Here is a 15,189-nt window from a genome sequence, read left to right on the forward strand (position 1 = left end):
ATGATAAATACTAGAATTTGAAATAAAAAAAGCTATTTTTACCTAGAACCTAAATGAAAATTCAATGAAAATAGAAAAAGAATATGATTTAATCTGTGTCGGAGGTGGAATAATGAGTGCAAATTTAGCATTATTGGCTAAATTATTAAATCCTAAACTTAAAATTTTAATTTTAGAGCGTTTAAATGATGTTGCTCAGGAAAGTTCTGCCGCGTGGAACAATGCAGGAACGGGGCATTCGGCGTTGTGTGAATTAAATTATTGTCCTGAAAATGATGACAAAAGTATTTCAATAAAAAAAGCAATTGAAATTTGTAAGAAATATGAAATTTCAAAGCAATTATGGTCGTATTTAGTTACTGAAAAATATTTAGAGAATCCGACAGATTTTGTAACATCAGTAAAACATTACAGTTGGGTAACGGGAGCTGAAAATAGCGATTATTTAAAACGAAGATATCAAGCTTTTAAAGGTCATTTTATGTTTGATACCATTGAGTTTACGCAAGATAAAAATCAAATGAAACAATGGTTTCCTTTACTGATGAACGATAGAAATGCTGACGAAATTATGGCAGCATCTAAAGTAAGTAGAGGAACGGAAGTGAATTATGGTGTTTTAACAAAGGCTCTTTTTTCAATTTTAGAAAAAGAATTTGATACGCCTGTACACTGTACCATGGAAGTTTTAGATGTCGATCCAGATACTGATTTAGATTGGACCGTTGAAGTAAAAAATACTGAAACGAAGGAAGTACATCAAGTTGATGCGAAACACGTATTTATTGGTGCTGGAGGCGGAAGTTTGTTATTATTACAAAAAGTAGAGATTGATGAAAAAGAAGGATATGGAGGTTTTCCTGTAAGCGGTGAATGGTTGGTTTGTAACAATCCAGAAATTATTAAACAGCATAATGCGAAAGTGTATAGTAAGGCAGGAATTGGAGATCCGCCAATGTCAACACCGCATTTAGACACCCGTTATATTGATGGAAAAAAGCAATTAATGTTTGGTCCTTTTGCAGGATTTAGCCCAAAATTTTTAAAAGAAGGTTTTAATTTAGATTTATTTAAATCGGTTCAATTTGATAATATTTCACCAATGTTGGGGGCTTTTTGGCATAATTTACCCTTAACCAAATATTTAATTGAACAAGTAATGATGGGGAAAGATGCTCGAATGGACGCTTTACGTAAATTCGTTAAAAATGCCAATAATGATGATTGGGAATTGATGGTTGCAGGACAGCGAGTTCAAATTATTAAAAAAGATGAGTTTGAAGGCGGAAAATTGCAATTCGGAACAGAAGTAATTAGTAGTAAAGATGGAAGTATTACGTGTTTATTAGGCGCATCTCCAGGAGCTTCTAATGCAACAGCAATTATGTTGCAGGTGCTTGAAAAAGCTTTTCCAGAATTATTAGAAACATCCGAAGGAAAAAGAAAGTTAAGGGAAATAGTCCCTTTTTATAATACAGAGTTAACATCAGAAATATTTAAAAAAGAACTCAAAAAGAGTAAAAAAATATTAAAATTATAAGGGTATCGTAATTTTAATTAAAAGTCATTTTTGAAAAAAATTGTTTTGACGTATAAAAAACACTATCTTTGCAAACTTATACATAAAATTTAAACAATTTAATTATGAATCATTACGAAACTGTTTTCATTTTGAATCCCGTTTTATCTGAAACTCAGATAAAGGAGACAGTAAAGAAGTTTGAGGACTATTTACTTTCTAAAGGTGCAGAAATGATTTCTAAAGAAGATTGGGGCTTAAAAAAATTAGCGTATCCAATTGAAAAGAAAAAAAGTGGATTTTACCACTTATTAGACTACAAAGTAGCTGGAGATGCAATCTCTGCTTTTGAATTAGAATTCAGAAGAGACGATAGCGTTATGCGTTATTTAACTGTAAGGTTAGACAAGCATGCTGAAGCGTGGGCTGAAAAGAGAAGAGAACGTGTTAAATCTGCAAAAAAGTAAGAAATGGCGTCAACAACTATAGATCAACAAGCAAAAGGAAACAAGCAAGGTGAAGTACGTTACTTAACGCCGCTTGATATTGAAACAAAAAAAGAAGCAAAATACTGTCGTTTTAAAAAGAACGGTTTTAAATACATCGATTATAAAGATGCTAGCTTCTTAATGTATTTAGTAAACGAGCAAGGTAAAATTTTACCAAGACGTTTAACAGGAACATCATTAAAGTATCAACGTAAAGTGGCTCAAGCTATCAAGAGATCTCGTCACTTAGCATTAATGCCATACGTTGGTGATTTGTTAAAATAATAAAGAAGTAGAAACATGGAATTGATACTAAAACAAGACGTAGAAAATTTAGGTTTTAAAGACGATGTTGTAACTGTTAAGAATGGTTATGGTCGTAATAGCCTAATTCCTAAAGGATATGCAATATTAGCTACTTCATCAGCTAAAAAAGTATTAGCTGAAAACTTAAAGCAACGTGCTTTTAAAGAAGCTAAATTAGTAGAAGAAGCTACTGCGGTTGCTGAAGCTGTTAAAGGATACGAACTAAAAATTACTTCTAAAGTAGGTTCTGGTGATAAATTATTTGGTTCAGTAAACAACATTAATGTTGCTGAAGCATTAGCTAAAGCTGGTACTGTTATTGATAAGAAATTTATCAAGGTTACAGGAGGTAGTGTAAAAAGATTAGGTAAATATAACGCTGCTGTACGTTTACACAGAGCTGTTGTTGCTGATATCGTATTTGAGGTTGTTGCTGAAAAGTAAGAATTTTAAATTAAACTATATAAAAATCCTACTCATTTATTTGAGTAGGATTTTTTTTGTTTATTATATCAAAAAATGGAAACATGTAGGGGCAGACCTGTGTGTCTACCCCTATATATTGTCTGCTCTAATGTGTGCAGTCTATATTCTAATCAATTTTAATATTTTCTTGATTTCTAAGAATATCGTCGATAGTTTCTCTTTTTCTAATTAAGTAATCTTTTCCTTTGTAAATCATTACTTCGGCAGGCTTATATCTTGAATTATAATTCGATGCCATAGAATAACAATACGCACCTGCATTGCTAAAACATAAAATATCTTCTTCGGATATTTCATTAATTCTTCTGTTAGAGCCAAATGTATCGGTTTCACAAATATAGCCGACAATGCTATAAAAACGAGCTCTTCCTTTTGGGTTTGATAAATTTTCAATATGATGATATGAATTATAAAGCATCGGACGAATTAAATGATTCATTCCGCTATCAATACCAGCAAAAACAGTAGATGTTGTTTGTTTGATAACATTTACTTTGGCTAAAAAATAACCAGATTCACTGACTAAAAATTTTCCAGGTTCAAACATTAATGTAATATTTTTCCCATATTCTTTACAGAATTTATTAAATCTATCGGATAATTTAGCACCTAATTCAACAATATCTGTAGAAATATCATCAGATTTATAAGGAACTTTAAATCCGCTTCCAAAATCAATAAAATCAATATTTTTGAACTGTTTTGCAACATCAAATAAAATATCTGAAGCACGTATAAAAGTATCAATATCTAAAATATCAGAACCTGTGTGCATGTGAATTCCATTAATTCGCATTCCTGTATTTTCAACAACTCTTTTTATATGGGGTACTTGATGAATTGAAATTCCAAATTTAGAGTCAATATGTCCCACAGAAATATTGCTATTTCCGCCCGCCATAATATGCGGATTGATACGAATACAAACAGGTGTTTTAGGGTGTTTCTGTCCAAATAATTCTAGTATTGATAAATTATCAATATTAATTTGAATACCTAGTTTTGCCACTTCTTCAATTTCGTGTAATGATACACCGTTTGGTGTATAAATAATATCTTTTGGATTAAATCCAGCAAGTAAACCAAGTTTCACTTCTTGAATAGAAACGGTATCTAAGCCACTATTTAGTGTTTTGAAAACTTTTAAAATATTGATGTTAGACAATGCTTTTACGGCATAATTTATTTTTAAGTTCTTAACTTTAGAAAAAGCAGTGGTCATATTTTTATACTGATCAATTATTTTTTCAGTATCATATACATAAAGTGGCGAACCGTACTTGTTTGCTAAATCTAATAATGCTTCTCTATTCATTGTACTTGTATTATTTTATGGATGTTTATACAAGGCAAATGTAGCAAAGGAATTTTCTTGAAAAAATTAATTATAAAAAATAGACAAATTGGTTTTTTTTGTGATTTTTGATTAAATTCGTTTAAAATTTCTTCTTTTTAAGTTCGAAATCTTTTCCTAAATACACACGACGTACGGTTTCATCTTCGGCTAATTCCTCGGGAGTTCCTTCTTTTAAAATTCCTCCGTTGTACATTAAATAGGTTCTATCGGTAATCGCGAGTGTTGCTTGTACATCGTGATCGGTAATTAAAATTCCAATATTTTTGGTTTTTAACTTCGCAACAATTCCTTGAATATCTTCCACAGCAATTGGATCGACTCCAGCAAAAGGTTCATCTAATAAAATAAATTTAGGATCGGAGGCAAGGCAACGCGCAATTTCTGTTCTACGGCGTTCTCCTCCAGAGAGTAAATCACCCCGATTTTTACGAACGTGTCCTAAACTAAATTCATCAATTAATTCTTCTAAACGTTGTTTTCTTTCCGATTTATTTCGGTCAGTAAATTCCAAAACCGCCATGATATTATCTTCTACCGATAATTTTCTAAAAACAGAGGCTTCTTGTGCTAAATAGCCAATTCCTTTTTGAGCACGTTTATACATGGCATCTTCTGTAATTTCCTCATCATCTAAAAAAATACGACCATCGTTGGGTTTTATCATGCCGACAATCATATAAAAAGAAGTTGTTTTTCCAGCACCGTTAGGACCAAGAAGTCCGATAATTTCACCTTGTTCTACTTCTAAGGAAATTCCTTTTACAACTTTTCGTTTACCGTATAGTTTTTGTATGTTATCTGCTCTTAATTTCATTTTATGGGTAATCAATTGATAATTTTCGGCATTATTTATAGAGCATAAAACGCTATAAATAATGCTAAAAATTGGAATTATAGTTCTTTATTTTCTTCTAAAGCTTCCCAAAATTCTACGGCTTTACGCAAATGCGGGATTAAAATAGTACCACCAACAAGCGTTGCAATACTCATTGTTTCCATCATTTCTTCTTTGGTCACGCCATTTTTATAGGCTGTTTCTAAGTGATATGCGATACAATCATCGCAACGTAAAACCGCTGAGGCTACTAAACCAAGTAATTCTTTTGTTTTTTCAGGAAGATGTCCTTCTTTAAAAGCATTGGTATCTAAATTAAAAATTCGTTTGATTATTTTATTATCACTTGCTAAAATTTTATCATTCATTTTAGCTCGATAGTCGTTAAACTCTTGGACTTTTTGAGACATTTTTCTGTTCTTTTTTTAAGATAAATTTTGATACATAGATACTTACTTCATAAAGTATCATAATCGGTACGGAAACAATTATTTGACTCGCAATATCTGGCGGTGTTATTATTGCTGATAATACCAAAACTACAACGAGCGCATGTTTACGATATTTTCGTAAAAATTCAGGAGTTATCAATCCTACTTTTGTTAGGAAATAAATAATAACAGGCAATTCAAAAAATACAGCAACTCCTATTAATGTATTGGTTATTAAGCTGATATAAGCTTCTAGTTTAAAATTATTTTCAATAGCACTCGATATTTCAAAATTGTAAAAGAAATATACCGACATCGGTAAAATAACGTAATAACTAAATAAGATTCCTAAGAAAAATAATAAAGAAGCGATAAAAATAAATCCTTTTGATTTTTTTATTTCTGAACTGTGTAAACCAGGGGCTACAAAACGCCAAAACTCCCATAATATATACGGAAATGAGACCACAAAACCTAAAATTAAAGACGACCAAATCCCTGTCATTAATTGTTGCGTAGGATTTAATGCCTGTAATGTTTGTTTAAAACTGATAGTACAAAAATTGCTATCAATACCGATGCTTGTAAATACCTTACAGAAAAATTGATATGTTGTAAAATCGGGTTTTAAATGGGCTAATAAAATTTCATTAAAAACGAAATTTATATTTGCGAAAATAAGAATTGCAACAATAAAAATTGAAGCAAAAGCTCTTACTAAATGCCATCTTAATTCCTCAAGATGGTCTAAAAACGACATTTCTTTTTCAGCCATATTAAAAGATACCTTCTTTAATCAAATCATGTAAGTGTACGACACCAACATAATTATCGTTATTATTATTACTATTTATTGTGTTTTTAGCTGAATTATCGGCAGTTACTAAAATTTGCGTAATGCTATTGTTTTCCAAAGCTTCCAAAGCTTCAACAGCCATGGCATTTACGTTGATTGTTTTAGGGTTTTTACTCATAATATCATTGGCGGTTAGTTCATCAATTTTAGTTGTTTTACTAAGCATTCTACGGATATCGCCATCGGTAATAATTCCAATTAATTGGTCATTATCATCAACAACAGCAGTTACGCCAAGTCTTTTTTCTGATATTTCAATAATTACTTTGGTAATTTTATCCGAAGCAAATACTTTAGGTACTTGATTGTTTTTTATCAAATCGGAAACTCGTAAATAGAGTCGTTTTCCTAAAGCGCCTCCTGGATGATATTTAGCGAAATCGCTACTGGTAAATCCTCGAAGTTTTAACAAACAAACTGCTAAAGCATCACCTAAAACTAATTGTGCTGTCGTACTTGAAGTTGGTGCTAAATTGTTAGGACAAGCTTCTTTTGTTACAAAAGAATTTAGTGAAAAATCAGCATTTTTTGCTAAAAAAGATTCAGGATTTCCTGTAATCGCAATTAATTTATTGTTCGATTTTTGAATCAAAGGAACTAATACTTTAATTTCTGGCGTATTTCCACTTTTTGATAAACAAATAACAACATCGTCTTTTTGTACACTTCCTAAATCGCCATGAATGGCATCGGCAGCGTGCATAAAAAGAGAAGGTGTCCCTGTCGAATTAAAAGTAGCGACCATTTTACTAGCAATGTTGGCACTTTTACCGATTCCAGTAACCACAACACGACCTTTTGAATTGAATATAAAATTTACAGCATCAATAAACGAACTATCTAATAAATTTGCTAAATTAGCGATAGCATTACTTTCTAAAAGTATGGTTTCTTTTGCTGTTGAGAGAATTGCATTTGCGTCTTTCAAGTTAAAAAAGTTTTAAGTAATTTTTAAAATGTAAAAATAGGAATATTTAAGAAGAAAACTTTTTAATAAAAATAAAATTTACATTAGTTTGTATAAAGTTTTTTTGTAAATTGGTTTATGTTTTTAATTTTTTGATATTAGAGGATGAATATAGAGGAATCGGAGTTATACGGATCATTAAAGAAGATTTTTGGTTTTAACCAATTTAAAGGTCTGCAAGAATCAGTTGTAAAAAGTATATTAAATAACGAAAATACATTTGTAATAATGCCCACTGGAGGTGGGAAATCACTTTGCTATCAGTTGCCAGCATTGATGAAAGAAGGTACGGCAATTGTAGTATCACCCTTAATAGCCTTGATGAAAAATCAAGTAGATGCTATTCGAGGAATTTCGGAACAACACGGAATTGCACACGTGTTAAATTCTTCTTTAAATAAATCGGAGATAGCTCAGGTAAAAGCAGATATTGAATCAGGAATTACAAAACTATTATATGTAGCACCCGAATCGTTAGTAAAAGAAGAATATGCTACTTTTTTAAGAGGACAAAATATTTCCTTCGTAGCTATTGATGAAGCACATTGTATCTCCGAATGGGGACACGATTTTAGACCAGAATACAGAAATTTACGCAACATTATTAAACAAATCGATAATGTGCCAATTATTGGTTTAACCGCTACAGCTACTGAAAAAGTACAAGAAGATATTTTGAAAACCTTAGGAATGAGCGATGCAAATGTTTTTAAAGCATCTTTTAACAGACCTAATTTATTTTATGAAGTACGTCCAAAAACGAAAGATATTGAAAAAGATATTATCCGTTTTATTAAAAAACGACTTGGGAAAACAGGAATTATATACTGTTTAAGTCGTAAAAAAGTAGAAGAAATCGCACAAGTTTTACAAGTAAATGGGATTAATGCACTTCCGTATCACGCAGGGTTAGACGCCAAAAAAAGAGCCAGACATCAAGATATGTTTTTGATGGAAGATTGTGATGTAATCGTAGCAACAATCGCTTTTGGAATGGGAATTGATAAACCTGATGTTCGGTATGTAATTCATCATGATATTCCAAAAAGTTTAGAAAGTTATTATCAAGAAACAGGAAGAGCTGGACGTGATGGCGGTGAAGGCTATTGTTTAACTTTTTATTCTTATAAAGATATTGAGAAGTTGGAGAAATTTATGGCGAACAAACCTGTTGCCGAACAGGAAGTCGGACATGCGCTTTTACAAGAAGTTGTCGGATATGCCGAAACTTCGATGAATAGACGTAAATATATTCTTCATTATTTTGGAGAAGAATTTGATGAAATAAACGGAGAAGGAGCCATGTTAGATGATAATATGAGAACTCCAAAGAAACAACACGAAGCCAAAGAGGAAGTGAAAACATTGTTATCGATTATTAGAGATACCAATGAAATGTATAAGCCTAAAGAAATCGTGAATACGATTATTGGTGCTGAAAATGCTTTGTTAAAATCACATAAAACGACGGCACAACCTTTTTTTGGAATCGGAAAAGGGAAAGACAATCATTATTGGATGGCGTTAATTCGTCAAGTATTGGTGGTCGATTTAATCAAAAAAGAAATTGAACAATACGGTGTTTTAAAATTAACAGAAAAAGGAAAACAGTTTATTGAAAATCCGAAGTCATTTATGATGACCGAAAATCATGTATATGCCACAGATGATGCGGGAATTATTATTGCAACTAGCAAATCTATCGGAAATAGTATTGATACAAAGCTGGTTAGCATGCTTAAAGATTTACGTAAAAGTGTAGGGAAACGCTTAGGTGTGCCTCCTTTTGCTGTCTTTCAAGATCCTTCTTTAGATGATATGGCATTGAAATATCCAATGAATTTAGAAGAATTATCGAAAGTTCATGGCGTTGGAGAAGGGAAATCTAGAAAATTTGGAAAAGATTTTGTAAAGCTTATCACAAGTTATGTCGCTGAAAATGATATTATGCGTCCTGATGATTTAATTGTGAAAAGTACGGGCGTAAATTCGGGTTTAAAATTATTTATCATTCAAAATACCGATAGAAAATTACCACTAGAAGATATTTCAAAATCGAAAGGATTGGCAATGCACGAGCTGATTAAAGAAATGGAAGCCATTGTATTTTCAGGAACAAAATTAAATATTGATTACGCTGTTGAAGATCTATTAGATGAAGATCAGCAAGAGGAGATTCATGATTATTTTATGGAATCTGATACTGATAAAATTCAAGATGCTTTAGATGAATTTGATGGCGATTATGATGAAGATGAATTACGTTTAATGCGTATTAAATTCACTAGCGAAATCGCAAATTAAAAATTTATTTTAATCTGATGATTTAAGAGCATAAAAAAAACGCAAGATTTTTAAAGTCTTGCGTTTTTTTATAATTTTGATATTGATTGAAATCTAAATTAGCGTATCATTATTTTATCAATAGTACTTGTCGAATCACATCGAATTATATATAAATCAATATTTTTTAGACTGTCTTTTCCTGTGATAAAATATTCAGGACAATGTTCTAAACGAGGTTTACTTTTTCCAAAATTAACATTCCCATTTTTTAAAATAGTTGCAATTGTTATTGAATCGATATGCGAAGTTTTTAACACTTGTTTTGCTGTATCAGAAAATAAACGCTTTCTAATTCGGATTGTTTTTAAGGTACGAGCATCCATTCCGTAATCAAAAGAAACATCTTTTCCTTTCCAAATAAATAATACGACTAAAGAACCAAAAATTAATCCAATAGAATAATAACCAAAACGTTTTAATAATTGCATAGTGAAATTTTGTAACGGCAAAAGTAAGCAAAAAAGCGCTTATAAAATGAATAAATTAATATCTCTATAGGGTAAATCGAACCAATCTGCTACGGTTCTGTTTGTTAAAATTCCATGATAGATATACATACTATTTCGCAAACTTTTATGGTAGCGAGCGGTATTTTCAAAGCCACCTTCTTCAGCAATATTTAATAAATATGGCATAAAAATATTACTAATAGAAACCGATGCGGTACGGGCATATCTCGAAGGAATATTAGGTACACAATAATGGATTACGCCATGTTTTGTAAAAGTTGGTTTACTGTGTGTGGTTATTTTTGAGGTTTCAAAACATCCGCCACGGTCAATACTGACATCGACAATAACAGCACCGTCTTTCATTTGTTCGACCATACTTTCTGTGGCAACGATAGGCGAGCGGTCTTTTCCTCGGATAGCACTAATTACGACATCGCATCGCATTAAGGCTTTTTTTAAACTTTTTGGTTGAATCGTTGAGGTATAAATAGGCGATTGCACACTGTGTTGTAAATCCCTGAGTTTGCTGATAGAATTATCAAAAACTTTAACTCTTGCACCTAATCCAATTGCGGAACGAGCTGCAAATTCACCAACAGTACCTGCTCCTAAAATAACAACATTTGTAGGTGGAACACCACTAATATTTCCTAATAAGAGTCCGTTACCATTGTTGGAAGTGGTCATTAATTCCGAAGCAATATGTATCGATGCAATTCCTGCAATTTCACTTAATGATTTCAAAATAGGATGCAATCCTTGTTCGTCTTTCATATAATCAAAAGCAATGGCAGTGATTCGTTTTTGAGCAAGTGCTTCAAAATATTTTTTAGTACGTGTTTTTAATTGCAACGTAGAGATTAAAACCGCTTGCGGATGCAACATTTTAATTTCCTCTAAAGAAGGAGGTGCTACTTTTAAAACAATGGCACAGGCAAAAGCTTCTTTAATGTCATAGGCGATTTTTGCACCCGCTTCAGAATATAAATGATCGCTATAATTAGCACCATCTCCAGCACCTGTTTCAATCACAACACGATGTCCTTGAGCCACTAAAGCTGTTACAGCGTCAGGGGTTAAACAAATTCGTTTTTCTTCAAAATGAGTTTCTTTAGGCAAGCCGATAAACAATTCGCCTTTTTGCTTTTTTATTTCAAGCATTTCAGGTTGTGGCATTAACTCGTCCTTGGTAAAAGGTGATATAAGACTCATTTTAAGTATTTTTTAGTTAGTTTTATTAGTTTTTTTGTTGAATTAAAGAGTTTGTAGTTAATTTTCAGTGTTAAATTGAATATTTCGTTGTCCATTTTCTAAAAGAACAATTTTGATAGTAACTGCCTCTAAAGGTAGTAAATTTTTAACATTTTCTGGCCATTCAATTAAGCACCAATTATTGCTGTATAAATATTCTTCAATTCCCATATCGTATGCTTCTTCTTCGGATTCAATTCGATAAAAATCAAAATGATAAACAGGCGTATTATTTTGAGCTTCGTACTGATTTACCAACGAAAAAGTAGGCGAATGTGCGATATCAATAACGCCTAAAGTTTTACAAATTTCTTTGATTAAGGTTGTTTTTCCTACGCCCATATCTCCTTGAAAAAGCAGTACTTTGTGTGGTGCTTTTTCAAGGATGTTTTTGGCTATTTCTGGTAAATCGGTTAAAGAATAATTGATGTTCATAAAAAATATTGATAAAAAATATATAATTAATATAGATAGTATAAAGGCAAAAATAGTAAACACTTAAATAGTATCTATATTTAGAGCCTGTTTAAATTTTATTCCAAAAATTGTTGTAACGTCAAAACAGCATGGCAAGGGGTTAAAACCCCTTGTTTTAAAAATAAAAATGCGTCAAAGGGAATTTATTTCAGTTTCTCATCCTGATTTGCCACATTTTTTAGCTTTTTTTGTGATTTTCAGCTCCTTTTAACAAGGGGTTTTAACCCCTTGCCGTCATTTTTTGCCACTATATTTTTTTCAGATGAAATTTAAACAGGCTCTAAACAATTAATTTATTTAGGGGTATAGGTAACGCAAGGAATAATCATTTCTTCAAGTGAAATTCCGCCGTGTTGATAGGTATTTTTAAAATATTTCACAAAATGATTATAATTGTTCGGATAGGCAAAAAACAAATCTTCTTTAGCGAAAATAAACGGACTATTAATAGCAATACTTGGTAAAAAAATATCCTTAGGATTTTTAACTGCAAAGACATCTTTTTCTTGATAACTTAAACTTCGTCCTGTTTTATACCGTAAATTAGCACTGATGTTTTTATCACCAATAACTTTGGTCGGATTTTTAACGTTAATCGTACCGTGATCGGTGGTTATAATTAGTTTCTGTCCTAATTTTTGCGCTTTTTGAATAATTTCAAATAAGGGAGAATTTTTAAACCAACTAACTGTTAAAGAGCGATATGCTTTATCATCACCAGCGAGTTCTTTAATCACTTCCATTTCTGTTTTGGCATGCGATATCATATCAACAAAATTATAGACAACAACGGTTAAATCATTTTGTTTGGTACCGTTGTAATTATCGGCGAGTTCTTTTCCGCTTTTAAGCGATACAATTTTATAATATTGATGCTTAATCTTTAAGCCTAATCTTTTAATTTGAGCGTTTAAAAAATCGGGTTCGTATAAATTTTTTCCGCCTTCATCGGTGTCATTTTTCCATAAATCGGGATGTTTTTGTTCCATTTCTAAAGGCATCAATCCTGAAAAAATAGCATTTCGAGCATATTGCGTAGCGGTGGGCAAAATACTGTAATACGTATTTTCGTGTTCTTTTTTGTAATATCTGTTGATAAAAGGTTCTAAAACTCGATATTGATCGTAGCGAAGATTATCAATAACGACTAATAAAACACCTTTTTTATTATCTTTATTACTTTTTTCATCCTGCTTTTTATTCTCTTTTTTAGGAAGTTGCGGTACTACGAAATCTTTAAATAATGTGTGAGAAAACGTAGGATTGTTATATCCTGTAAGCGATTCTTGGTAATTTTTTTTGATAAATTTAAAAAACTGTGCGTTGGCTTCTGCTTTTTGAGATTCTAGAATTGCCAACATTCCTGTATCGTTAATATTTTCGAGTTCTAATTCCCAATGCACTAATTTTTTATAGAAATCACTCCATTCTTCGTAGGAATTAACCATGGCTAAATCCATAGAAATTTTGCGAAATTCTTGCTGATAATTAGACGTTGTTTTTTTGGAAATTAAATGTGTGTGTTCTAAGCTTTTTTTCAAGCTCAATAATATTTGATTCGGATTGACAGGTTTTATTAAATAATCGGCAATTTTAGAACCGATTGCTTCTTCCATAATATATTCTTCTTCACTTTTGGTAATCATCACCACAGGAAGATTGGCATTTTTTTGTTTAATCAATGAAAGTGTTTCTAAACCCGTTATTCCTGGCATATTTTCATCTAAAAAAACAATATCAAAATTTTGTTCATTCACTAAATCAATAGCATCTGCACCGTTGGTTGCTGTGGTTACGCTATAATTTTTTTTCTCTAAAAATAAAATATGAGGTTTTAATAAATCAATTTCGTCATCAACCCAAAGTATTTGTATGTTGCTCATAAATATCTTTTTTTATTTTTATAATTGCTGATTCTTGTTTTTATCTTAAAAATAACGCTTAAAAATGGAATTGTTGTATCTGAAAAAGCTAAAAATACGTTAATAAAGCTTTTGTTAATTTGGTTTTGTAGATTAATTATGATTATTTTGTAGAAACTCAAGCATTTCTATTATTTTGAACAAGCAAAAATCAAATAAGTTAAAGATTATAAATGATCCTATTTACGGATTTATAAGCATTCCGAATTCTTTAATTTTTGATATTATTGAGCATCGTTATTTTCAACGATTGCGAAGAGTCTCACAAATGGGATTGTCGAATATGGTGTATCCAGGAGCGAATCATACGCGTTTTCATCACGCAATTGGTTGCATGTATTTGATGCAAAAAGCGGTGCGGGTTTTAAGAAATAAAGATATTGCTATTTCTGATAAAGAAGCAAATGCGTTGTATATCGCCATTTTATTGCACGATATTGGACACGGTGCTTTTTCACACGCCTTAGAACATAGTATTGTTAGCGGGATTTCTCATGAGGAAATATCCTTGAAATTTATGAACGCTTTAAATGAAGAATTTGATGGGAAATTAAGTCTTGCCATCGAAATTTTTGAAGGTAAACATCCTCGGAAATTTTTATATCAATTAATTTCAAGTCAAGTAGATATTGATCGGTTAGATTATCTGAAAAGAGATAGTTTTTATACAGGAGTTACCGAAGGAAATATTTCTTCCGACCGCTTAATTACCATGATGAATGTCGTAAATGATGAATTAGTTATCGAACAAAAAGGTATTTATTCGGTGGAACAATTCATTATTGCAAGACGCTTTATGTATTGGCAAGTGTATTTGCATAAAACCTGTTTGGTTGCCGAAAATACGCTGGTAAATGTCCTGAAAAGAGCCAAAGAATTAGCCGGAAAAGGTATAGAAATTCCTGCGAGTAGGGCGTTACATTATTTTTTATACCATAAAATATCCGAAGAAAATTTTTCAAAAGAAACCTTGCCTATTTTTGCGGAATTAGACGATTATGACGTAATGACTGCCATAAAAGAATGGGTACATCATTCCGATTTTGTACTTTCGTCTTTGGCAAAAATGATTATCCATCGAAAATTATTGAAAATTGAAATTCAAGACACGCCTTTTAAAGAAAAATATATACAAAAAATTCAAGAAAAAGTAGTATCAAAAGTTGAATCGAAATTTTTAAAACTAAAAAATACACAAGAAAATACACAAGAAAACATAAAACAAAATATAGCACAAAACATAGAAGAAAATAAAAAAGCAATAACAACCTATTTTGTTTTCTCAAAAAAAATAACACATCTGGCGTATAATACCGAAATCCCCATAAAAATATACACCAAAAAAAGAAAATTAAAGGATATCGAAAAAGCGTCAAATCAACTAAATTTGAAAGCATTATCGAAACCCGTACTTAAATATTACCTGTGTTATCCTAAAAAAATAATTTAGTTTAATTGATAAACAACGCTAATAAGAAGTAATTAAACAAAAAATA

15 protein-coding genes are annotated in these 15,189 nt (G+C 31.3%); 6 read left to right on the forward strand and 9 right to left on the reverse strand.

All coding sequences use genetic code 11. The features are described 5' to 3' along the window. Nucleotides 1-64 precede the first annotated feature (64 nt). The 4 genes from mqo to rplI all read left to right on the forward strand — a co-directional run bounded on the left by mqo (nucleotide 65) and on the right by rplI (nucleotide 2,757). Nucleotides 65-1,540: a malate dehydrogenase (quinone) gene (mqo, locus tag L0U72_RS09080; RefSeq protein ID WP_233898941.1), complete on the forward strand. Its 1,476-nt coding sequence runs from the start codon at nucleotides 65-67 to the stop codon at nucleotides 1,538-1,540. 104 nt (nucleotides 1,541-1,644) lie between these two features. Next, nucleotides 1,645-1,986: a 30S ribosomal protein S6 gene (rpsF, locus tag L0U72_RS09085; RefSeq protein ID WP_101915711.1), complete on the forward strand. Its 342-nt coding sequence runs from the start codon at nucleotides 1,645-1,647 to the stop codon at nucleotides 1,984-1,986. Between the two features lie 3 nt (nucleotides 1,987-1,989). Beyond that, on the forward strand, nucleotides 1,990-2,292 hold the full coding sequence (rpsR, locus tag L0U72_RS09090) for a 30S ribosomal protein S18 (RefSeq protein ID WP_233885205.1): 303 nt from the start codon (nucleotides 1,990-1,992) through the stop codon (nucleotides 2,290-2,292). Nucleotides 2,293-2,307: 15 nt separating this feature from the next. After that, nucleotides 2,308-2,757, forward strand: a complete 450-nt coding sequence (gene rplI, locus L0U72_RS09095; RefSeq protein WP_233885209.1) for a 50S ribosomal protein L9 — start codon at nucleotides 2,308-2,310, stop codon at nucleotides 2,755-2,757. A 148-nt stretch (nucleotides 2,758-2,905) separates the two neighbouring features. On the opposite strand, the gene lysA is transcribed toward rplI, so the two are convergent. From lysA to L0U72_RS09120, 5 genes are all read right to left on the reverse strand, one after another. Further along, nucleotides 2,906-4,114: a diaminopimelate decarboxylase gene (gene lysA / locus L0U72_RS09100; protein ID WP_233885211.1), complete on the reverse strand. Its 1,209-nt coding sequence runs from the start codon at nucleotides 4,112-4,114 to the stop codon at nucleotides 2,906-2,908. A gap of 121 nt (nucleotides 4,115-4,235) precedes the next feature. Next, a complete protein-coding gene (gene lptB / locus L0U72_RS09105) occupies nucleotides 4,236-4,970 on the reverse strand; it encodes an LPS export ABC transporter ATP-binding protein (protein ID WP_101917410.1) in 735 nt (244 codons plus the stop codon). Between the two features lie 77 nt (nucleotides 4,971-5,047). Continuing rightward, nucleotides 5,048-5,401, reverse strand: coding sequence for a carboxymuconolactone decarboxylase family protein (locus tag L0U72_RS09110; RefSeq protein WP_101917408.1), 354 nt, complete (start codon nucleotides 5,399-5,401; stop codon nucleotides 5,048-5,050). After that, complete coding sequence (gene tatC / locus L0U72_RS09115) at nucleotides 5,376-6,197, reverse strand: twin-arginine translocase subunit TatC (RefSeq protein WP_233885212.1); 822 nt, start codon at nucleotides 6,195-6,197, stop codon at nucleotides 5,376-5,378. Before tatC ends, L0U72_RS09110 begins: the two co-directional genes overlap by 26 nt. Before the next feature lies 1 nt (nucleotide 6,198). Next, entirely contained in the window at nucleotides 6,199-7,206 is a 1,008-nt protein-coding gene (locus L0U72_RS09120; protein WP_193700151.1) for a KpsF/GutQ family sugar-phosphate isomerase, read from the reverse strand. 144 nt (nucleotides 7,207-7,350) lie between these two features. Here L0U72_RS09120 and L0U72_RS09125 point away from each other — a divergent pair, with 144 nt between their 5' ends. Next, entirely contained in the window at nucleotides 7,351-9,549 is a 2,199-nt protein-coding gene (locus L0U72_RS09125; RefSeq protein ID WP_233898942.1) for an ATP-dependent DNA helicase RecQ, read from the forward strand. Nucleotides 9,550-9,647: 98 nt separating this feature from the next. Here the strand turns inward: L0U72_RS09125 and L0U72_RS09130 are convergent, their stop codons facing one another. The 4 genes from L0U72_RS09130 to porX all read right to left on the reverse strand — a co-directional run bounded on the left by L0U72_RS09130 (nucleotide 9,648) and on the right by porX (nucleotide 13,654). Further along, nucleotides 9,648-10,019: a DUF4258 domain-containing protein gene (locus L0U72_RS09130; RefSeq protein WP_233898943.1), complete on the reverse strand. Its 372-nt coding sequence runs from the start codon at nucleotides 10,017-10,019 to the stop codon at nucleotides 9,648-9,650. A gap of 39 nt (nucleotides 10,020-10,058) precedes the next feature. Then, complete coding sequence (locus L0U72_RS09135) at nucleotides 10,059-11,255, reverse strand: alanine dehydrogenase (RefSeq protein WP_233885219.1); 1,197 nt, start codon at nucleotides 11,253-11,255, stop codon at nucleotides 10,059-10,061. Between the two features lie 57 nt (nucleotides 11,256-11,312). Continuing rightward, a complete protein-coding gene (tsaE, locus tag L0U72_RS09140) occupies nucleotides 11,313-11,729 on the reverse strand; it encodes a tRNA (adenosine(37)-N6)-threonylcarbamoyltransferase complex ATPase subunit type 1 TsaE (protein ID WP_101917398.1) in 417 nt (138 codons plus the stop codon). A gap of 335 nt (nucleotides 11,730-12,064) precedes the next feature. Beyond that, nucleotides 12,065-13,654: a T9SS response regulator signal transducer PorX gene (porX, locus tag L0U72_RS09145; protein WP_233898944.1), complete on the reverse strand. Its 1,590-nt coding sequence runs from the start codon at nucleotides 13,652-13,654 to the stop codon at nucleotides 12,065-12,067. A gap of 175 nt (nucleotides 13,655-13,829) precedes the next feature. Between porX and L0U72_RS09150 the strand changes: the two genes are divergently transcribed. Continuing rightward, nucleotides 13,830-15,143: an HD domain-containing protein gene (locus tag L0U72_RS09150; protein ID WP_233898945.1), complete on the forward strand. Its 1,314-nt coding sequence runs from the start codon at nucleotides 13,830-13,832 to the stop codon at nucleotides 15,141-15,143. Nucleotides 15,144-15,189: the final 46 nt, after the last annotated feature.

It is taken from the genome of Tenacibaculum piscium (assembly GCF_021390755.1).
Lineage (GTDB): Bacteria > Bacteroidota > Bacteroidia > Flavobacteriales > Flavobacteriaceae > Polaribacter > Polaribacter piscius.